The sequence below is a fragment of the Pseudomonas persica genome, assembly GCF_900291015.1.
Classification (GTDB): domain Bacteria; phylum Pseudomonadota; class Gammaproteobacteria; order Pseudomonadales; family Pseudomonadaceae; genus Aquipseudomonas.
Genome location: NZ_OLKL01000016.1, coordinates 113808 through 134955 on the forward strand (window position 1 = coordinate 113808; position 21148 = coordinate 134955).

Consider the following 21148-nt stretch of genomic DNA (forward strand, 5'->3'; position numbering starts at 1 on the left):
CCGTTCGGCCGCGGTCTGTGGTATAAAATGCGCCGCTTTCGGGGACGACCCCGTCAGCACTTAACCCACACACGTGTCGACACGATGACCTGGGTGCCCCGAGTTGCAGAATTCGCGGGTTGGTCATTGGGATACGTGGAGGCCCAACCCGACTTATCAAGGAACTATCATGTCCCAAGTCAACATGCGCGATATGCTGAAGGCCGGTGTGCACTTCGGCCACCAGACCCGTTACTGGAACCCGAAAATGGGCAAGTACATTTTCGGCGCGCGTAACAAGATCCACATCGTCAACCTGGAAAAAACCCTGCCGATGTTCAACGACGCTCTGTCGTTCGTAGAGCGCCTGGCCCAGGGCAAGAACAAGATCCTGTTCGTCGGCACCAAGCGTTCCGCCGGCAAGATCGTCGCCGAGCAAGCTGCTCGTTGCGGTTCGCCGTACGTTGACCACCGTTGGTTGGGCGGCATGCTGACCAACTACAAGACCATCCGCGCTTCGATCAAGCGTCTGCGCGACCTGGAAACCCAGGCCGAAGACGGCACTTTCGCCAAGCTGACCAAGAAAGAAGCCCTGATGCGCTCCCGCGACCTGGAAAAACTGGATCGCAGCCTGGGCGGTATCAAGGACATGGGCGGTCTGCCAGACGCTCTGTTCGTTATCGACGTTGATCACGAGCGCATCGCGATCACCGAAGCCAACAAGCTGGGCATCCCGGTTATCGGCGTTGTCGATACCAACAGCAGCCCTGAAGGTGTTGACTACATCATCCCGGGTAACGATGACGCCATCCGCGCTATCGAGCTGTACATGACTTCGATGGCTGACGCTGTCATCCGCGGCCGCAACAACGTTGCCGGCGGCACCGAAGTTTACGCTGAAGAAGCGGCTGCACCTGCTGCCGAGTAATTAGACGCTAGCGTCGACTTGGCACGCAAAAAGGGGGCTCTGCCCCCTTTTTGCCACCTTGAAATCCTGCTGTCAGCATCGGCCCCGCATCATGGGCTTGCTGAGATGAACACAGCGGATTTGCAGAATTGAACGCCCGTGACGAACGGGTGGAATGGTTGAAAAACTTTCCAAGAGGATTTTGAAATGGCAGCAATTACTGCAGCGCTGGTCAAAGAACTGCGCGAGCGTACCGGCGAAGGCATGATGGATTGCAAGAAGGCCCTGGAAAAGGCCGGCGGCGACATCGAGAAAGCCATTGACGACATGCGTGCCTCGGGCGCCATCAAGGCCGCCAAGAAGGCTGGCAACGTCGCTGCTGAAGGCGCTATCGCCGTCAAGACCGACGGTAAATCCGCCGTCCTGCTGGAAGTGAACTCGCAGACCGACTTCTTGGCCCTGCAAGACGACTTCAAAAACTTCGTTGCCGACAGCATCGAAGAAGCCTTTGCCCAGAAGCTGACCGACGCCGCTCCGCTGATCGCTTCGCGTGAAGCTGCTCGTGAAGCCCTGGTTGCCAAGTGCGGCGAGAACGTCAACATCCGTCGCCTGGTGCGCGTTGAAGGTGACGTTGTCGGTGCCTACCTGCACGGCAACAAGATCGGCGCTGCCGTTGTCCTGAAAGGCGGCGACGTTGACCTGGCCAAGAACATCGCCATGCACGTTGCAGCTTCGAACCCTGAGTTCCTGCTGCCGTCGGAAGTTTCGGCCGAAGCCATCGAGCGCGAGAAGGGCGTCTTCCTGCAGCTGAATGCTGACAAGATCGCCGGCAAGCCGGAAAACATCGTCGAGAACATGATCAAAGGTCGTATCTCGAAGTTCCTGGCCGAAGCTTCGCTGGTCGAGCAAGCCTTCGTCATGAACCCGGAAGTCAAGGTTGGCGAGCTGGCCAAGAAAGCCGGTGCTGAAATCGTTTCCTTCACCTACTTCAAGGTTGGCGAAGGCATCGAGAAGCCAGTCGACGACTTCGCTGCTGAAGTTGCCGCTCAGGTCGCTGCTGCCAAGCAGTAAGACAGCCCCGTCTGTCGCCCCCAAGAGGCTGCCCGCTCACGCGCGCAGCCTCTTTGTCAAAACGGCGAAGGGTTTATAAGGCCCGCCGCCGCTGGCACCGAAGCAGTGCCACGCTACAGTTAGCAGGCTGAACACAGCCCGCACGAATTTTCTAAAAGTACGCCGCAGGAGAGACTCGCAATGGCTCAGCAGGTGAGTGGTCGCCAACCTCGCTATAAACGCATTTTGCTCAAACTTAGCGGCGAGGCCCTGATGGGCTCGGAAGACTTCGGGATCGACCCGAAAGTGCTGGATCGCATGGCCCTTGAAGTTGGCCAGCTGGTAGGGATCGGTGTCCAGGTCGGTCTGGTGATCGGTGGTGGCAACCTGTTCCGCGGCGCCGCGCTCAGCGCAGCCGGCATGGACCGCGTCACCGGTGACCACATGGGCATGCTGGCTACCGTCATGAACGCCTTGGCCATGCGCGACGCGCTGGAGCGCTCGAACATCCCGGCCCTGGTCATGTCGGCCATTTCCATGGTCGGTGTCACCGATCATTACGATCGTCGCAAAGCTATTCGCCACCTCAACTCCGGGGATGTGGTAATTTTCTCCGCCGGTACCGGCAACCCGTTCTTCACTACCGACTCCGCGGCCTGCCTGCGCGCCATCGAAATCGATGCCGACGTGGTGCTGAAGGCGACCAAGGTCGATGGTGTGTACACTGCCGATCCATTCAAGGATCCGCATGCCGAGAAGTTCGATCACCTGACCTACGATGAGGTCCTGGATCGTAAGCTGGGTGTGATGGATCTGACCGCAATCTGCCTGTGCCGTGACCACAAGATGCCATTGCGGGTATTCAACATGAACAAGCCTGGCGCCCTGCTGAACATCGTGGTGGGTGGCGCTGAAGGTACTCTGATCGAGGAAGGCCAAGCATGATCAACGACATCAAGAAAGACGCGCAGGAGCGCATGACCAAGTCCCTCGAGGCCCTGGCTCGCAACCTGGCGGCAATCCGCACCGGTCGCGCCCACCCAAGCATCCTGGACAGCGTCAAGGTCCCGGCCTGGGGTAGCGAGATGCCGCTGAACCAGGTGGCCGCGATCACCGTCGAAGATGCCCGCACCCTGAAGATCGTCGCTCACGACAAGAACCTCAGTGCCGCCATCGAGAAGGCTATCCTCACCTCCGACCTGGGCCTGAACCCGTCCAGCGCCGGTACCACCATCCGTGTGCCGATGCCAGCCCTGACCGAGGAAACCCGCAAGGGCTACACCAAGCAGGCCAGCGGCGTTGCCGAGGATGCCAAGGTGGCCGTGCGCAACGTGCGTCGTGACGCCCTGGCCGACCTGAAGAAGCTGACCAAGGACAAGGAAATCAGCGAAGACGAAGAGCGTCGCGCTGCTGACGAGATCCAGAAACTGACCGACAAGTACGTTGCCGAGGTCGATGCTGCCTTCAAAGCCAAGGAAAAGGACCTGATGGCCGTCTAAGGCCGGGGTTTTTTAATGGAAAAGACCAAGCCAGCGGCACCGTCCTCGGTGCCGCGTCATGTCGCGATCATCATGGATGGCAACAACCGCTGGGCGAAAAAACGCCTGCTGCCGGGCGTTGCCGGGCACAAGGCGGGTGTCGACGCCGTTCGCGCGGTCATCGAAGTGTGTGCCGAGTCCGGGGTCGAGGTGCTGACCCTGTTCGCCTTCTCCAGCGAGAACTGGCAGCGTCCCGCCGAAGAGGTCGGTGCGCTGATGGAGTTGTTCTTCTCGGCCCTGCGCCGCGAGGCCAGGCGCCTCAACGAGAACAACATCAGCCTGCGTATCATTGGTGACCGTTCGCGTTTCCATCCGGAACTGCAGGCCGCCATGCGCGAGGCTGAGGCGCTGACCGCCGGCAACAACCGCTTCATCCTGCAGATCGCGGCCAACTACGGTGGCCAGTGGGACATCGCCCAGGCCGCCCAGCGGCTGGCGCGGGAAGTGCAAGCCGGGCATCTGCGCCCGGAAGACATCACCCCGGACCTGCTGCAGACCTGCCTGGCAACCGGCGAACTGCCACTGCCGGACCTGTGCATCCGCACTGGTGGCGAGCACCGCATCAGCAACTTCCTGTTGTGGCAGCTGGCCTACGCCGAGCTGTACTTCTCCGACCTGTACTGGCCGGACTTCAAACACGAGGCCATGCGCAACGCCCTGGCCGATTTCGCTTCGCGCCAGCGCCGCTTCGGTAAGACCAGCGAGCAGGTCGAGGCTGGAGCTCGTGCTTAATGCTTAAACAACGCATCATTACCGCGCTGATCCTGCTGCCGGTCGCGCTGGGTGGCTTCTTCCTGCTCAATGGTGGGGATTTCGCCCTGTTCATCGGCTTCGTGGTGACCCTCGGCGCCTGGGAGTGGGCGCGCCTGGCCGGGCTGATGGCCCAGCCGCTGCGCATCGCCTATGCCGTGGTTGTCGCCGGAGCGCTGATGCTGCTGTACATCCTTCCGGAGCTGGCACCCTGGGTGCTGGGGGCCGCGGTGATCTGGTGGGGGTTGGCCACCTGGCTGGTGCTTACCTACCCGCGCAGCAGTGAGCTGTGGGCCAGTGCCGCCTGCCGGTTGCTGATCGGGCTGCTGGTATTGCTGCCGGCCTGGCAGGGGCTGGTGCTGCTTAAGCACTGGCCGCTGGGTAACTGGCTGATCCTGTCGGTCATGGTGCTGGTGTGGGCAGCCGATATTGGCGCGTACTTCTCTGGCCGTGCCTTCGGCAAGCGCAAGCTGGCACCACAGGTCAGCCCGGGCAAGAGCTGGGAGGGCGTGTATGGCGGCCTGGCCGTCAGCCTGGCGATTACCCTGGTGGTCGGCATCAGCCGCGACTGGGGCTTCGGTCAGATCCTGCTGGGCCTGCTGGGCGCCGCGCTGGTGGTCATGTCTTCGGTGGTCGGAGACCTGACCGAAAGCATGTTCAAGCGCCGTTCCGGCATCAAGGACAGCAGCAATCTGTTGCCCGGCCACGGTGGGGTGCTCGACCGCATCGACAGCCTGACCGCGGCGATCCCGATTTTCGCCGTGCTGCTGTGGGCGGCCGAATGGGGTGTGATGTGAGCCGCCCGCAGCGTATTACCGTGCTCGGGGCCAGCGGCTCCATCGGCCTGAGCACGCTGGATGTCATCGCGCGCCACCCCGACCGCTATCAGGTGTTTGCCCTGAGCGGCTATTCGCGTATCGACGAATTGCTGGCCCTGTGCGTGCGCCATCGCCCGGCGTTCGCCGTGGTGCCGAACGCCGAGGCGGCCGTGCGACTGCGTGAAGGCCTGGCTGCGGCAGGCTGCGCTACCGAGGTGCTGGAAGGCGAGGCCGGGCTGTGCCAGGTGGCTTCAGCACCGGAAGTGGATGCGGTGATGGCGGCCATCGTCGGCGCCGCCGGCCTGCGCCCCACCCTGGCGGCGGTCGAGGCGGGCAAGAAGGTGTTGCTGGCCAACAAGGAGGCGCTGGTGATGTCCGGCGCGCTGTTCATGGACGCGGTGCGGCGCAGTGGCGCCGTGTTGCTGCCGATCGACAGCGAGCACAACGCGATCTTCCAGTGCATGCCTGGCGACTACGCGCGCGGCCTGAGTGCTGTCGGCGTGCGCCGGATCCTGCTTACCGCCTCCGGTGGCCCGTTCCGCGAGACCCCCGTCAAGGCACTGCTGGACGTCACCCCGGAACAGGCCTGCGCGCACCCCAACTGGTCCATGGGGCGCAAGATTTCCGTGGATTCGGCCAGCATGATGAACAAGGGCCTGGAGCTGATCGAGGCCTGCTGGCTGTTCGATGCCGCACCGGCCAAGGTCGAGGTGGTGGTGCATCCGCAGAGTGTGATCCACTCCCTGGTGGACTACGTGGATGGTTCGGTGCTGGCGCAGTTGGGTAACCCGGACATGCGCACGCCCATCGCCAACGCCTTGGCCTGGCCCGAGCGGATCGATTCCGGGGTGGCCCCGCTGGACCTGTTCGCCATCGCCCGTCTGGATTTCCAGGCGCCCGACGAACAGCGCTTCCCTTGCCTGCGCCTGGCGCGGCAGGCTGCCGAGGCCGGCAACAGTGCGCCGGCCGTGCTCAATGCGGCCAACGAGGTTGCTGTCGAGGCATTTCTCCAGCGGCGTATCCGCTTCCCGGAGATCGCGGGTATGATCGAACAGGTGCTCGATCAGGAGCCCGTCCTGCCGCTGCCGTCGCTGGACGCGGTGTTCGCCGCCGATCAGCGTGCCCGGGAGCTTTCCCGTGAATGGCTGAGGCGTCACGGTCGCTGATGCAGGCCCGCCACGGTTCACGAGGGGGCTGGGCATGATGCCAGCCCGCTGAACATCATTCGGAGATGGATATGACAGCGCTCTACATGATTATCGGCACCCTCGTAGCCCTGGGTGTGCTGGTCACTTTCCATGAATTCGGCCACTTCTGGGTGGCGCGCCGCTGCGGCGTCAAGGTGCTGCGCTTCTCGGTGGGCTTCGGCACGCCGCTGCTGCGCTGGCATGACCGCCATGGCACCGAGTTCGTGATCGCGGCGATCCCGCTGGGTGGGTACGTCAAGATGCTCGACGAGCGCGAGGGCGACGTGCCGTCGACGCTGGTCGGGCAGTCGTTCAACCGCAAGTCCGTGCGCCAGCGTATCGCGATCGTCGCGGCTGGCCCGGTTGCCAACTTCCTGCTGGCCATCCTGTTCTTCTGGGTGCTGGCGATGCTAGGTACCCAGCAGATCCGCCCGGTGATCGGTGCGGTCGATGCTGGCAGCCTGGCAGCATCGGCAGGCCTGACCGCAGGTCAGGAAATCGTCTCCATCGATGGCAAGCCGACCAATGGTTGGTCTGCGGTCAATCTGCAGTTGGTTCGCCGTCTGGGCGAGAGCGGCACCTTGCAGGTTGGCGTGCGTGAAGAAGGCACCAGTGCCGAGCGCCAACTGCAGGTGAAGCTGGACAGCTGGCTCAAGGGCGCCGACGAGCCCGACCCGATCCAGTCCCTGGGGCTGCATCCTTGGCGCCCGGCGATCGTGCCGGTGTTGGCCGAGATCGATCCGAAGGGCCCGGCGGCCGCTGCGGGCCTGAAAACCGGTGACAAGCTGCTGGCCCTCGATGGCGTGGCCGTGAGTGAATGGCAGCAGGTGGTCGATGCCGTGCGGGCCCACCCGCAAGCCAGGGTAGTGGTGCGTGTCGAACGCGCTGGTGCTGCGCTGGATGTGCCGGTCACCCTGGCGCGCAAGGGCGAGGGCAAGGCTGCCGGCGGCTATCTTGGTGCCGGGGTAAAAGGTGGCGAATGGCCTGCCAACATGCTCCGCGAAGTCAGCTACGGCCCGCTGGATGCGGTGGGTGAGGGGCTGTCACGTACCTGGAACATGAGCGTCCTGACCCTTGAGTCGCTGAAGAAAATGCTGTTCGGGGAGCTCTCGGTAAAAAACTTGAGCGGACCGATAACCATTGCTAAAGTGGCGGGCGCTTCAGCCCAGTCGGGCGTGGGGGATTTCCTGAATTTCCTGGCCTACCTGAGCATAAGCCTGGGGGTTCTTAACCTGCTGCCCATCCCGGTTCTGGATGGGGGGCATTTGCTGTTTTACCTGGTCGAGTGGGCGCGCGGTCGTCCGCTGTCGGATCGGGTGCAAGGTTGGGGGGTCCAGATCGGTATCAGTTTGGTCATAGGGGTGATGTTGCTCGCCCTGATCAACGATCTGGGTCGACTATAAAAGCTTCGCTCAATTGCGAAACCTGCCGTTTTGTCGCGGCGGGCTGTTTATTGCCAGTTGGAATAAAAGGACTTCATGAAACGTCTGCTGCTAACTGCGGTCATGTCCGCACTGATGATCGCTGAAGTTCACGCCGAGTCCTTCACCATCTCCGATATCCGCGTCAACGGCCTGCAGCGGGTTTCCGCCGGCAGTGTCTTCGGTGCCTTGCCGCTGAACGTCGGCGACCAGGCCGATGACCGCCGCCTGGTGGAGTCGACCCGTTCCCTGTTCAAGACTGGCTTCTTTCAGGACATCCAGCTGAACCGCGATGGCAATGTCCTGATCATCAACGTGGTCGAGCGCCCGTCGGTGTCGAGCATCGAGATCGAAGGCAACAAGGCGATCAGTACCGAAGACCTGATGAAGGGCCTGAAGCAATCGGGCCTGGCCGAAGGCGAGATCTTCCAGCGCGCCACCCTCGAAGGTGTGCGTAACGAACTGCAGCGCCAGTACGTGGCCCAGGGCCGCTACTCGGCCGAGGTCGATGCCGAAGTGGTGCCGCAGCCGCGCAACCGCGTGGCGCTGAAGATCAAGATCAACGAAGGGACCGTCGCCGCCATCCAGCACATCAACATCGTTGGCAACAACGTGTTCGACGACGAGACCCTGGCGCAGCTGTTCGAGCTGAAGACCACCAACTGGCTGTCGTTCTTCAAGAACGACGACAAGTACGCCCGCGAGAAACTCTCCGGTGACCTGGAGCGTCTGCGTTCCTACTACCTGGACCGCGGCTACATCAACATGGACATCGCTTCCACCCAGGTGTCCATCACGCCGGACAAGAAACACGTCTACATCACCGTCAACATCAACGAAGGCGAGAAGTACACCGTCCGCGACGTGAAGCTGTCCGGTGACCTGAAGGTGCCGGAAGACCAGGTCAAGTCGCTGCTGCTGGTGCAGCCTGGCCAGGTGTTCTCGCGCAAGGTGATGACCACCACCTCCGAGCTGATCACCCGTCGCCTGGGTAACGAAGGCTACACCTTCGCCAACGTCAACGGCGTGCCGCAGCCGAACGATGAAGACCACACCGTCGACATCATGTTCGTGGTCGACCCGGGCAAGCGTGCCTACGTCAACCGCATCAACTACCGCGGCAATACCAAGACCGAAGATGAGGTGCTGCGTCGCGAAATGCGCCAGATGGAAGGCGGCTGGGCCTCGACCTACCTGATCGACCAGTCCAAGACCCGTCTGGAGCGCCTGGGCTTCTTCAAGGAAGTCAACGTCGAGACCCCGCCGGTGCCGGGCACCGACGACCAGGTCGACGTCAACTACAGTGTCGAGGAGCAGGCCTCCGGCTCGATCACCGCCAGCGTCGGTTTCGCCCAGAGCGCGGGTCTGATCCTCGGTGGTTCGATCAGCCAGAGCAACTTCCTCGGTACCGGTAACAAGGTATCCATCGGCCTGACCCGTTCGGAATACCAGACCCGCTACAACTTCGGCTTCGTTGACCCCTACTTCACTGCCGATGGCGTGAGCCTGGGCTACAACGCCTTCTACCGCAGTACCGACTACGACGACCTCGATGTCGACGTGGCCAGCTACGCGGTGGACAGCTACGGTGCCGGCGTCAGCCTCGGCTACCCGATCAGCGAGACTTCGCGCCTGACCTATGGGTTGAGCGTGCAGCAGGACAAGATCAAGACCGGCAGGTACACCGTTGACGAAATCTTCGACTTCCTCGAAGAGGAGGGCGACAGCTTCCTGAACTTCAAGGCCTCGATCGGCTGGTCGGAATCGACCCTGAACAAAGGCGTGCTGGCGACCCGCGGTCACTCCCAGAGCGTGACCCTGGAGTCCACCGTTCCGGGTAGCGACCTGTCGTTCTTCAAGCTCGACTACCGTGGCCAGCTGTTCAAGCCGATCAGCAACGACTACACCCTGCGCCTGCACACCGAGCTGGGCTACGGTGATGGTTACGGCAGCACCTCGGGCCTGCCGTTCTACGAGAACTACTTCGCAGGTGGCTTCAACTCGGTTCGTGGCTTCAAGGATAGTAGCCTGGGCCCACGCAGTACGCCGAGTGACGGTACGCGCCCTGGCACCCTGAGAGACCCGGACCAGGATCCGTTGCCGTTTGGTGGCAACGTGCTGGTACAAGGCGGTGTCGAGCTGCTGTTCCCGCTGCCGTTCGTCAAGGACCAGCGTTCGCTGCGCACCTCCGTGTTCTGGGACGTGGGTAACGTGTTCGACACCAATTGCGGCAACCAGCCTGATTGCGAGAAGGTCGGTTTCTCGGGCATGGCCAGTTCGGTCGGCCTGGGCGTGACCTGGATTACCGCACTGGGCCCGCTGAGCTTCAGCCTGGCGATGCCGGTCAAGAAGCCGGACGATGCCGACACCCAGGTGTTCCAATTCTCTCTGGGCCAGACCTTCTGAGGTCGGCCCTCGCTTAATGACAACGGTTTATCCAGGAGTTCATCGTGCGTAAGTTGACCCAACTGGCCGTAGTGGCCGCGGCGCTGGTCGCCACCCCGGCTTTCGCCGAAATGAAGGTTGCCGTCCTGAACTATCAGATGGCCCTGCTGGAATCGGATGCCGCCAAGAAATACGCGGTGGATGCCGAGAAGAAGTTCGGCCCGCAACTGACCAAGCTGAAAAGCCTGGAAAGCAGCGCCAAGGGTATTCAGGACCGTCTGATCAAGGGCGGCGACAAGATGCAGCAGCAGGAGCGTGAGCGCCTGGAGCTCGAGTTCAAGCAGAAGGCCCGTGACTTCCAGTTCCAGTCCAAGGAGCTGAACGAAGCCAAGGCCGTTGCCGACCGCGATATGCTCAAGCAGTTGAAGCCGAAGCTGGATGGCGCTGTCGAGGAAGTGATCAAGAAAGGCGGTTACGACCTGGTCCTCGAGCGTGGCGCGGTCATCGATGTCAAGCCTCAGTACGACATCACCCGCCAAGTCATCGAGCGCATGAACCAAGCCCGTTGATATGACCGTGACCATGACGCTAGGCCAGTTGGCCGAGGCCCTCGGCGCCACCCTCAAGGGGCCCGAGGCGCTGCAGATTACCGGGCTGGCCACCTTGCAGGAGGCTGGCCCCGGTCAGTTGAGCTTCCTCGCCAACCCGCAGTACCGCAAGTTCCTGGATAACAGCCAGGCGGCCGCGGTGCTGCTGAAGGCGGCGGACGCCGAAGGCTTTGCCGGCAATGCACTGATCGTCGCCGATCCCTACCTGGCCTACGCACGTATTTCCCACCTGTTCGACCGCAAACCCAAGGCTGTGGCGGGTATTCATCCCAGCGCCGTGGTAGCCGAGGACGCGCAGGTGGATGCCAGTGCCAGCATCGGGCCGTTCGCGGTCATCGAAAGCGGTGCGCGCATCGGGGCCAATGTCAGCGTGGGCGCGCACTGCGTAGTCGGTGCCCGTTGCGTGATCGGTGAGGGCGGCTGGCTGGCTTCACGGGTCACCTTGTACCATGATGTGACCATCGGCAAGCGTGTGGTCATCCAGTCGGGTGCGGTTATCGGCGGAGAGGGCTTCGGCTTCGCCAACGAGAAGGGCGTTTGGCGCAAGATCGCCCAGATCGGTGGCGTGACCATCGGCGACGACGTGGAAATCGGCGTCAACACCGCGGTCGATCGTGGTGCACTGTCGGATACGCGGATCGCTGACGGGGTCAAGCTCGACAATCAGATCCAGATCGCCCACAACGTGCAGATCGGTGAGCACACGGCCATGGCTGCCTGTGTCGGGATTTCCGGCAGTACGCGCATCGGCAAGCATTGCACCATTGCCGGCGGTGTCGGCATGGTGGGTCATATCGATGTCTGTGATAACGTTTTCGTGTCCGGGATGACCATGGTGACCCGTTCGATCACCGAACCGGGTGCCTATTCTTCCGGCACTGCCATGCAGCCACTGGCTGAATGGCGCAAGAGCGCCGCGCGTATCCGCCACCTGGACGACATGGCCAAGCGTCTCCAGCAGCTGGAAAAACGCGTCGATACCGTGACCTCAGGTGGCCAGCCGGCATCAGAAGGCTGATACCATTCCCTGAGCAAGAGTGAACAGTCGCTATCTGGCTCCTCTTTGGACTGCAAAAGGAGCGTGTGGTCAGCACCTGCGCTCCCTATTCTTATTACAGGCTTCCCCCCCGAAATGATGGACATCAACGAGATTCGCGAATACCTGCCTCACCGTTACCCGTTCCTGCTGGTGGACCGCGTGACGGATCTGGACTACGAGGCCCAGAGCATTCGTGCCTACAAGAATGTCAGCATCAACGAGCCGTTCTTCAATGGCCACTTCCCGGCGCACCCGATCATGCCGGGCGTTCTGATCATCGAAGCCATGGCCCAGGCGGCCGGCATCCTTGGCTTCAAGATGCTCGATACCAAGCCGGCCGATGGCACCCTGTACTACTTCGTCGGTTCCGACAAACTGCGTTTCCGTCAGCCGGTACTGCCGGGTGACCAGCTTGTGCTGGAGGCCAAGTTCCTCAGCCGCAAGAGCATGGTCTGGAAGTTCGAATGCCGTGCCCTGGTCGATGGCAAGCCGGTTTGCTCGGCAGAGATTACTTGTGCGGAACGCTCCCTATGAATTCGATTGATCCTCGGGCCATTATCGACCCCTCGGCCAAGTTGGCCGACGGTGTCGAGGTCGGCCCCTGGTCGATCGTTGGCCCCGATGTGGAAATCGGGGAGGGCACCGTTGTCGGCCCGCATGTTGTGCTCAAAGGGCCGACCCGCATCGGCAGACACAACCGTATCTTTCAGTTTTCCTCGATCGGCGAAGACACTCCGGACCTCAAGTACAAGGGTGAGCCGACGCGCCTGGTGATCGGCGACCACAATGTGATTCGCGAAGGGGTGACCATTCACCGCGGCACCGTCCAGGACCGTGCGGAAACCACCGTCGGCGACCACAACCTGATCATGGCCTATGCCCACATCGGCCACGACAGCGTCATCGGCAACCACTGCATCCTGGTCAACAACACGGCCCTGGCCGGTCATGTGCACGTGGGGGACTGGGCGATCCTGTCCGGCTACACCCTGGTGCACCAGTACTGCCATATCGGTGCACATGCGTTTTCCGGCATGGGCACGGCGATCGGCAAGGACGTCCCGGCCTTCGTCACGGTGTTCGGTAGCCCGGCCGAAGCCCGCAGCATGAACTTCGAAGGCATGCGCCGCCGGGGTTTCAGCGACGAGGTGATCCACGTGCTCCGCCGTTGCTACAAGATTGTCTATCGCCAGGGCCTGACCGTTGAAGACGCGCTCAAGGAGCTGGACGAACTGGCTGCGAAGCACCCAGAGGTCGAGCTGTTCCGTCAGTCGATCGTGAACTCCGCCCGCGGCATTACCCGCTGACATGGCCCGGCTTTGCGTAGCCTTGGTCGCAGGTGAGGCCAGCGGCGACATTCTCGGTTCAGGTTTGATGCGTGCCCTCAAGGTACGCCACCCCGACGTGCGGTTCATCGGTGTTGGCGGCCCCTTGATGGAAGCCGAAGGCCTGCAATCCTATTTCCCCATGGAGCGCCTGGCCGTCATGGGCCTGGTCGAAGTGCTGGGGCGCCTGCGCGAGCTGCTCAAGCGCCGCAAGCTGCTGATCGAGACTCTGATCGGCGAAAAGCCCGATGTGTTCATCGGCATCGATGCCCCCGACTTCACCCTCAACATCGAACTGAAACTGCGCCAGGCCGGGATCAAGACCGTGCACTACGTCAGCCCGTCGGTCTGGGCCTGGCGGCAGAAGCGCGTGCTGAAGATTCGCGAAGGCTGCGACCTGATGCTGACGCTGTTGCCATTCGAGGCGCGGTTCTATGAAGAGCAGGGCGTGCCGGTGCGCTTCGTCGGCCACCCGTTGGCCGACACCATTCCGCTCGAAGCCGACCGCCCGGCGGCGCGTGCCGCGCTGGGCCTGGGCGAAGGGCCGGTGGTAGCGTTGATGCCGGGCAGCCGGGGCGGTGAAGTAGGGCGCCTGGGGGCACTGTTCCTGGATGCTGCCGAACGGCTCCGTCAGCAGGTCCCGGGGGTGCGTTTCGTGCTGCCCTGCGCCAATGCCGCGCGGCGTGCCCAGGTCGAGCAGATGCTCGAAGGGCGCGAGCTGCCGCTGACCCTGCTCGATGGCCAGTCGCACCAGGCCCTGGCGGCCTGTGACGCGGTGCTGATCGCCTCGGGTACCGCCACCCTCGAAGCGCTGCTGTACAAGCGGCCGATGGTGGTGGCCTATCGCCTGGCACCTCTGACCTACTGGATCCTCAAACGCCTGGTAAAGAGCCCCTACGTGTCGTTGCCGAACCTGCTGGCCCAGCGTGCGCTGGTACCCGAGCTGTTGCAGGACGACGCCACCAGCGAAGCACTGGCCAACACCCTGGCGCCGCTGGTAGCCGATGGCAGCCAGCAGACCGAACGTTTCGACGAAATTCACCGCACCCTGCGCCGTGACGCCTCCAACCAGGCGGCCGAGGCGGTACTGGCCTTGCTCAAGGACCGCTGACATGCAAATTGGACTGGACTTCAACCTGGTCGAAGACCTGGTCGCCGGCGTCGACGAAGTGGGCCGTGGCCCGCTGTGCGGTGCGGTGGTGACTGCGGCGGTGATCCTTGACCCGGCGCGCCCGATCCTCGGCCTGAACGATTCGAAGAAGCTCACCGAAGCCAGGCGCGAGGCGCTGTTCGACGAAATCTGCGAGAAGGCCCTGAGCTTTTGCATCGCCCGCGCCGAGGTCGAGGAAATCGACCGCCTGAACATCCTGCATGCGACCATGCTGGCCATGCAGCGCGCAGTGGAAGGCCTGCACATTACACCGAAGCTGGCCCTGATCGACGGTAACCGCTGCCCGAAACTGGCCGTACCGGCGTCGCCGGTGGTCAAGGGCGATAGCCAGGTGCCGGCCATCGCGGCGGCGTCGATCCTGGCCAAGGTGACCCGTGATCGGGAGATGAGCGCATTCGAGCTGATCTACCCGGGTTATGGCATTGGCGGGCACAAGGGTTACCCGACCCCGGTGCACCTCGAGGCGCTGGCACGGTTGGGGCCAACGCCCATTCATCGGCGCTCCTTTGCCCCGGTGCGGGCGGCCTGGGAAGCGCGTTCGGGCATTACCGAGTCCCTGATCTGACCTATTCGGGCCGCTTTGCGGCCCAATCGCCGGCAAGCCAGCTTCCACAGGAATGGTGCATGGCTTCAGGTCGATGCGCTCGAGGTGGGAGCTGGCTTGCCGGCGATGGCCCGCAAAGCAGCCCCAAAACCCCCTCGCAATTAAGCTACAATCCCGCCCTTGTCGTTCAGCACTGCTACAGGATCTTCCATGCCGGTTCCCTTCGTTCACCTGCGCGTCCACTCCGAATTCTCGCTGGTCGACGGCCTGGTGCGGATCAAGCCGCTGGCCAAGGCGCTGGCCGGGATGAACATGCCGGCGGTGGCGATCACCGACCAGAGCAACATGTGCTCGCTGGTAAAGTTCTACAAGACCGCCATGGGTGCCGGCATCAAGCCGATCTGCGGCGCCGACCTGTGGCTGGCCGCAGCCGACCCGGAAGCACCGCTGTCGCGTATCTGCTTCCTGGCCATGGACCCCAAGGGCTACCGCAACCTCACCGAGCTGATCTCGCGCGGCTGGACCGAGGGCCAGCGCAACGGCCTGGTCATCCTTCAGCGTGAATGGATCGCCCCTGCCAGCGAGGGCTTGATCGCCCTGTCCGCAGGCAAGGAAGGTGACATCGGCATGGCCTTGCTGGCCGGCAAGGACGATGAAGCCGAGGCCCTGCTGCAAGACTGGATGGGCATGTTCCCCGAGCGCTTCTACGTCGAAGTGCAGCGTACCAACCGCGCCCGCGACGAAGAGTACGTGCACGCCGCCGTAGCCCTGGCCGACAAGCTCGGCGCCCCGCTGGTGGCAACCAACGATGTGCGCTTCATCAAGCAGTCCGACTTCGACGCCCACGAAACCCGCGTGTGCATCGGCGAGGGCTGGACCCTCGACGACCCGCGTCGGCCAAGGATGTACAGCGATCAGCAGTATCTGAAGTCGGCCGAGGAAATGGTCGAGCTGTTCAGTGATTTGCCCGACGCCATCGCCAACACCGTCGAAATCGCCAAGCGTTGCAACATCCAGGTGCAGCTGGGCAAGTACTTCCTGCCCGACTTCCCCACACCCAACGGCATGGGCATCGATGACTACCTGCGGCATGTGTCCCACGAAGGCCTGGAAGAGCGCCTGGCGGTGCTGTGGCCGAAAGAGACCACGCCCGACTACGAAGAGAAGCGCCAGGTCTACCTGGACCGCCTGAAGTTCGAACTGGATATCATCATCCAGATGGGCTTCCCCGGTTACTTCCTGATCGTTATGGACTTCATCAAGTGGGCCAAGAACAACGGCGTGCCGGTCGGCCCGGGCCGGGGGTCGGGTGCCGGCTCGCTGGTGGCCTACGTGCTGAAGATCACCGACCTCGATCCGCTGGCTTACGACCTGCTGTTCGAGCGCTTCCTCAACCCTGAACGTATTTCCATGCCTGACTTCGACGTCGACTTCTGCATGGATGGCCGTGACCGGGTGATCGACTACGTGGCCGAAGCCTATGGCCGCAACGCAGTCAGCCAGATCATCACCTTCGGTACCATGGCGGCGAAGGCAGTGGTGCGAGACGTGGCGCGGGTACAGGGCAAGTCCTACGGCCTGGCCGACCGCCTGTCGAAGATGATCCCGTTCGAAGTGGGCATGACCCTGGAGAAGGCCTACGAGCAGGAAGAAATCCTGCGTGACTTCCTCAAGGGTGACGAAGACGCCCGCGAAATCTGGGAGATGGCCCTGAAGCTCGAGGGCGTGACGCGCGGTACCGGCAAGCACGCCGGTGGTGTGGTCATCGCCCCGACCAAGCTCACCGACTTCTCGCCGATCGCCTGTGACGAAGAGGGCGGCGGCCTGGTAACCCAGTTCGACAAGGATGACGTCGAGGCCGCCGGTCTGGTCAAGTTCGACTTCCTCGGCCTGCGGACCCTGACCATCATCAAGTGGGCGATGGAGATCATCAATCGCGAGCAGGCCAAGAAGAACCTGCCCGACCTCAACATCGACTTCATCCCGCTGGACGACCGCAAGACCTACGAGCTGTTGCAGAAGGCTGAAACCACGGCGGTGTTCCAGCTTGAATCGCGCGGCATGAAGGAGCTGATCAAGAAGCTCAAGCCCGACTGTCTGGAAGACTTGATCGCACTGGTGGCACTGTTCCGCCCAGGCCCGCTGCAGTCGGGCATGGTGGACGACTTCATCAACCGCAAGCACGGCCGCGCCGAGCTGGCCTACCCGCACCCGGACTACCAGTACGAAGGCCTGAAGCCGGTACTGGCACCCACCTACGGCATCATCCTGTACCAGGAACAGGTGATGCAGATCGCCCAGGTGATGGCGGGTTACACCCTCGGCGGCGCCGACATGTTGCGCCGTGCGATGGGTAAGAAAAAGCCCGAGGAGATGGCCAAGCAACGCGGTGGTTTCATCGAGGGTTGCGCCAATAACAATATCGATGCGGACCTGGCCGGTAACATCTTCGACCTGGTGGAGAAATTTGCCGGTTACGGCTTCAACAAATCCCACTCCGCCGCCTACGGTCTGGTCTCCTATCAGACGGCCTGGCTGAAAACCCACCACCCGGCGCCGTTCATGGCTGCGGTGCTGTCGGCGGATATGCACAACACCGACAAGGTGGTGGTGCTGGTCGAAGAAGTGCGCAGCATGAAGCTGCGCCTCGACGCGCCGGATGTGAACTTCTCCGACTTCAAGTTCACCGTCAATAATGACGGGCGCATCGTCTACGGCCTGGGCGCCATCAAGGGCGTCGGCGAAGGCCCGGTGGAGGCGATCGTCGAGGCTCGCGCCCAAGGTGGCCCGTTCAAGGACCTGTTCGATTTCTGTGAGCGCATCGACCTCAAGCGGGTCAACAAGCGTACCCTCGACGCACTGATCCGCAGTGGCGCGCTGGACCGCCTGGGCCCGCACTTCCATGACGAGATCAAGGCCTACCACGCCAACATCGACATCAACCGTGCAACCTTGCTCTCGGCGCTGGGCGAGGCCATCAAGGCGGCCGAGCAGGCCGCCCACACTGCTGACAGTGGTCATGTCGACCTGTTCGGCGGCATGTTCGACCAAGCGGACGTCGACGTCTACGCCAACCACCGCAAGGTGCGCGAGCTGACCCTCAAGGAACGCCTGAAGGGCGAGAAGGACACCCTTGGCCTGTACCTCACCGGCCACCCGATCGACGAGTACGAGGCCGAGATCCGCCGCTTCGCCCGCCAGCGCATCATCGACCTCAAGCCCTCACGCGATACCCAGACCATCGCCGGCATGATCATTGCCCTGCGGGTGATGAAGAACAAGAAGGGCGACAAGATGGGCTTCGTCACTCTGGATGACCGCTCCGGGCGTATCGAGGCGTCGCTGTTTGCCGATGCCTTCATGGCGGCACAGTCCTTGCTGCAGACCGATGCCATGGTGGTGGTCGAAGGAGAAGTCAGCAACGACGACTTCTCTGGTGGCCTGCGCCTGCGGGTGAAGCAGGTGATGACCATGGAGGATGCGCGCACCAAGCTGGCCGAGAGCCTGCGCCTGAAGGTGGCCCACGAAGCGCTCAAGGGCGACCGGCTGAAGTGGCTGGGTGAGCTGATTACCCGCTATCGCGGCGCTTGCCCGATCACCCTCGAGTACACCGGCAGCGACGCCAAGGCGATGCTGCAGTTCGGTGAGCAGTGGGCCATCGACCCGGCCGATGGGCTGATTCAGGCACTGCGTGACCAGTTCGGGCGTGAGAACGTCTTCCTGCAATATCGTTGAACCGACAAAAAATTTAATCTCGACCTGAATGCGCCTGATCCCTTAAGGTAGGGCGCCAAACGGATCAACCGGCCGGCCGCCTGGCCGTAGACCCAAGACGGATGACTATGAACCCGAATTTTCTCGACTTCGAACAGCCGATTGCCGACCTGCAAGCCAAGATCGAAGGCTTGCGCCTGGTGGGCAACGACAACTCGCTGAACATCAGCGATGAAATTGCCCGTCTGCAAGACAAGAGCAACACCCTGACCGAAAGCATCTTCGGCAACCTGACCAGCTGGCAGATCGCCCGCCTGGCCCGCCATCCGCGTCGTCCTTATACCCTGGACTACCTGGAGCACATCTTCACCGAGTTCGAAGAGCTGCACGGCGACCGCCACTTCGCCGACGATGCCGCCATCGTCGGTGGTACCGCGCGCCTGGATGGCAAGCCGGTCATGGTCATCGGCCACCAGAAGGGCCGCGAAGTGCGCGAGAAGGTACGCCGCAACTTCGGCATGCCGCGCCCTGAAGGCTACCGCAAGGCCTGCCGCCTGATGGAAATGGCCGAGCGCTTCAAGATGCCGATCCTGACCTTCATCGACACCCCGGGGGCCTACCCGGGCATCGACGCCGAAGAGCGCAACCAGAGCGAGGCCATCGCCTGGAACCTGCGCGTGATGGCGCGTCTGAAAACCCCGATCATCGCCACCGTGATCGGTGAGGGTGGTTCCGGCGGTGCGCTGGCCATCGGCGTGTGCGACCAGTTGAACATGCTGCAGTACTCCACCTACTCGGTGATTTCGCCGGAAGGCTGCGCCTCAATCCTGTGGAAGACCGCCGACAAGGCAGCTGACGCGGCCGAGGCCATGGGCATCACTGCCGAGCGCCTGAAGAGCCTGAATATCGTCGACAAGGTCATCCAGGAGCCGCTGGGCGGTGCCCATCGTGACCCGGCCAAGATGTCGGAAAGCATTCGCGCCGACCTGGTGCAGCAGTTGGACATGCTCGCCAAGTTCGACAGCGACGCGCTGCTGGCCCGCCGTTACGATCGCCTGATGAGCTACGGTATCTGATAGCGAGAGAATGGCACCGGCTTCGCCGGTGTTCGCGGGTGAACCCGCTCCCACAGGTACTGCGCAGCCCTTTGAAACGGCGCGATCCCTGTGGGAGCGGGTTCACCCGCGAATGCATTCTCGAATTGAGTGCGGGTTCGATGATCAACCTCACCCCCTGGCTCAACGCCCCAACCTGGTACATCGCCTTCTCCGGTGGCCTCGACTCCACCGTCCTCCTGCACCTGCTGGCCGACTACGCCCGCCATCACGCATCGCCTCCACTGCGCGCCATCCACGTCCACCACGGCCTGCAGCGCGCCGCCGATGCCTGGCCTGCCCACTGCCAAACCATCTGCGACAATCTCGGTATCGAATTCCAGGTCATCCACGTCCGGGTCTGCCCCGGCGCGAGCCTCGAACAGGCCGCCCGCGACGCCCGCTATGCCGCTTTCAAGCAAGCCCTCGGCCCAGGCGACATCCTGTTCACCGGCCAGCACCGCGACGACCAGGCCGAAACCCTGCTGTTCCGCCTGCTACGCGGCGCCGGCCTGCGTGGCCTGGCGGCAATGCCGGGGCAGCGGGCGCTAGGGCAGGGCAGCCTGGTCAGACCATTGCTGGGCTGTTCCCGCCAGCAACTGCAGGGCTACGCCCAGGCGAATGGGCTGGCCTGGATCGAAGATCCGTCAAACGCTGACACGCAATTTGCCCGCAACTACCTGCGCGGCGAAGTGTTTCCGTTACTTCGGCAGCGTTGGCCGCAAGCAAGCCAGAACCTCGCCCGCGCCGCCGAGCACCTGGGCGAAGCCCTGGGCCTGCTGGACGAGTTGGCCCAGGACGACCTGACGCTCGCAGGGGAGGGCAGGCCGGTGGCCTGGTCGGGGTTGGACTCCCTCGACCTGGCTGCCCTGGTGGCGTTGTCGCCGGCCCGTCAGCGCAATGCCCTGCAATACTGGCTGAGCCGGCGCACCCGCCTGCCCGACAGCCGGCACTGGGCCGGCTGGGCGGACCTGCGCGATGCCGCCGCCGATGCCCGGCCTGTCTGGCGCCTTGCCGATGGGCAACTGCTGCGCAGTCATGGGCGCATCTGGTGGCTGAGCGGCGACTGGTTGCAGCTGCCCGCCGGCGAACTGGCCTGGGCTGATCCCACCGAGCCTTTGCTGTTGCCGGGTAACGGTAGCGTGCGTCTTGCTGGCGCAGCGCCGCCGCACGGCTTGCGCATTGCCTACCGCCAGGGCGGTGAAGTGCTGGACCTGCCTGGCCGCGGCCGACGCGACCTCAAGCGCCTGCTCAACGAGCTGCAGGTGCCGTTCTTCCTGCGTCCGCGCCTGCCATTGCTATACCAGGGCGAGCGCCTGCTGGCGGTAGCCAACCTGCCCGGGCTGGTGCAGGCGGATTGCCAGCTGTATTGGCAGTTGCCGACGAACGCGCAAGGTTTGAGCTGAAGGGTACAATCCGGTAGACTACCCTCCCTTCTTGATACAGCTTCTGTGGGTTCCGCGAAAACACAGGAGTTGCCGATTACCAAGCAGTTTTTTGCTGGGCTGATTCTGGAAATGACGAGCGAGCTCCATGCCGGGGATACCCCTGGTCTGTACAGACGCGGCAGTTTTTCGAGATGCACTGTGATTGACGCAGGTGATCGGGGGCTTCGGCC

Annotated in this window: 18 protein-coding genes; all 18 read left to right on the forward strand. The window is 62.9% G+C overall.

The features are described from left to right. Positions 1 to 169: 169 nt before the first annotated feature. The 18 genes from rpsB (at position 170) to tilS (ending at position 20936) form a co-directional block, all read left to right on the forward strand. The gene (gene rpsB / locus FQ664_RS08300) at positions 170 to 907 is read left to right on the forward strand and encodes a 30S ribosomal protein S2 (RefSeq protein WP_003252287.1); all 738 of its coding nucleotides are present in this window, start codon (positions 170 to 172) and stop codon (positions 905 to 907) included. 186 nt (positions 908 to 1093) lie between these two features. Further along, entirely contained in the window at positions 1094 to 1957 is an 864-nt protein-coding gene (gene tsf / locus FQ664_RS08305; protein WP_013971250.1) for a translation elongation factor Ts, read from the forward strand. A gap of 180 nt (positions 1958 to 2137) precedes the next feature. Further along, the gene (pyrH, locus tag FQ664_RS08310; RefSeq protein WP_056796398.1) at positions 2138 to 2881 is read left to right on the forward strand and encodes a UMP kinase; all 744 of its coding nucleotides are present in this window, start codon (positions 2138 to 2140) and stop codon (positions 2879 to 2881) included. After that, a complete protein-coding gene (frr, locus tag FQ664_RS08315) occupies positions 2878 to 3435 on the forward strand; it encodes a ribosome recycling factor (RefSeq protein ID WP_025337974.1) in 558 nt (185 codons plus the stop codon). The genes pyrH and frr overlap by 4 nt, the downstream gene beginning before the upstream one ends. 15 nt (positions 3436 to 3450) lie before the next feature. After that, entirely contained in the window at positions 3451 to 4206 is a 756-nt protein-coding gene (gene uppS, locus FQ664_RS08320; protein WP_144171514.1) for a polyprenyl diphosphate synthase, read from the forward strand. After that, positions 4206 to 5021 (forward strand): phosphatidate cytidylyltransferase, encoded by an 816-nt coding sequence (locus FQ664_RS08325; protein ID WP_144171515.1) that lies wholly within the window; start codon positions 4206 to 4208, stop codon positions 5019 to 5021. The genes uppS and FQ664_RS08325 overlap by 1 nt, the downstream gene beginning before the upstream one ends. Then, on the forward strand, positions 5018 to 6208 hold the full coding sequence (gene ispC, locus FQ664_RS08330; protein ID WP_144171516.1) for a 1-deoxy-D-xylulose-5-phosphate reductoisomerase: 1191 nt from the start codon (positions 5018 to 5020) through the stop codon (positions 6206 to 6208). The genes FQ664_RS08325 and ispC overlap by 4 nt, the downstream gene beginning before the upstream one ends. 71 nt (positions 6209 to 6279) lie before the next feature. Beyond that, complete coding sequence (gene rseP / locus FQ664_RS08335) at positions 6280 to 7632, forward strand: RIP metalloprotease RseP (protein ID WP_144171517.1); 1353 nt, start codon at positions 6280 to 6282, stop codon at positions 7630 to 7632. Between the two features lie 75 nt (positions 7633 to 7707). Further along, positions 7708 to 10056 carry an outer membrane protein assembly factor BamA gene (bamA, locus tag FQ664_RS08340; RefSeq protein ID WP_144171518.1) on the forward strand — a complete coding sequence of 783 codons (2349 nt, stop codon included), beginning with the start codon at positions 7708 to 7710 and terminating at the stop codon, positions 10054 to 10056. 44 nt (positions 10057 to 10100) lie between these two features. Further along, complete coding sequence (locus FQ664_RS08345) at positions 10101 to 10604, forward strand: OmpH/Skp family outer membrane protein (protein WP_015269197.1); 504 nt, start codon at positions 10101 to 10103, stop codon at positions 10602 to 10604. Position 10605: 1 nt separating this feature from the next. Next, positions 10606 to 11661: a UDP-3-O-(3-hydroxymyristoyl)glucosamine N-acyltransferase gene (gene lpxD, locus FQ664_RS08350; RefSeq protein ID WP_144171519.1), complete on the forward strand. Its 1056-nt coding sequence runs from the start codon at positions 10606 to 10608 to the stop codon at positions 11659 to 11661. Positions 11662 to 11775: 114 nt separating this feature from the next. After that, positions 11776 to 12216: a 3-hydroxyacyl-ACP dehydratase FabZ gene (fabZ, locus tag FQ664_RS08355; protein WP_144171520.1), complete on the forward strand. Its 441-nt coding sequence runs from the start codon at positions 11776 to 11778 to the stop codon at positions 12214 to 12216. Next, positions 12213 to 12989 carry an acyl-ACP--UDP-N-acetylglucosamine O-acyltransferase gene (gene lpxA, locus FQ664_RS08360; RefSeq protein ID WP_144171521.1) on the forward strand — a complete coding sequence of 259 codons (777 nt, stop codon included), beginning with the start codon at positions 12213 to 12215 and terminating at the stop codon, positions 12987 to 12989. The genes fabZ and lpxA overlap by 4 nt, the downstream gene beginning before the upstream one ends. A 1-nt stretch (position 12990) precedes the next feature. Continuing rightward, entirely contained in the window at positions 12991 to 14118 is a 1128-nt protein-coding gene (gene lpxB / locus FQ664_RS08365) for a lipid-A-disaccharide synthase (RefSeq protein WP_144171522.1), read from the forward strand. Position 14119: 1 nt separating this feature from the next. Further along, positions 14120 to 14743, forward strand: a complete 624-nt coding sequence (gene rnhB / locus FQ664_RS08370; RefSeq protein ID WP_144171523.1) for a ribonuclease HII — start codon at positions 14120 to 14122, stop codon at positions 14741 to 14743. A gap of 189 nt (positions 14744 to 14932) precedes the next feature. Beyond that, a complete protein-coding gene (gene dnaE / locus FQ664_RS08375) occupies positions 14933 to 18457 on the forward strand; it encodes a DNA polymerase III subunit alpha (protein ID WP_144171524.1) in 3525 nt (1174 codons plus the stop codon). 107 nt (positions 18458 to 18564) lie between these two features. Continuing rightward, positions 18565 to 19512, forward strand: a complete 948-nt coding sequence (gene accA / locus FQ664_RS08380; RefSeq protein WP_144171525.1) for an acetyl-CoA carboxylase carboxyl transferase subunit alpha — start codon at positions 18565 to 18567, stop codon at positions 19510 to 19512. A gap of 140 nt (positions 19513 to 19652) precedes the next feature. Beyond that, positions 19653 to 20936, forward strand: coding sequence for a tRNA lysidine(34) synthetase TilS (gene tilS / locus FQ664_RS08390; protein WP_144171527.1), 1284 nt, complete (start codon positions 19653 to 19655; stop codon positions 20934 to 20936). The last annotated feature ends 212 nt before the right edge of the window (positions 20937 to 21148 follow it).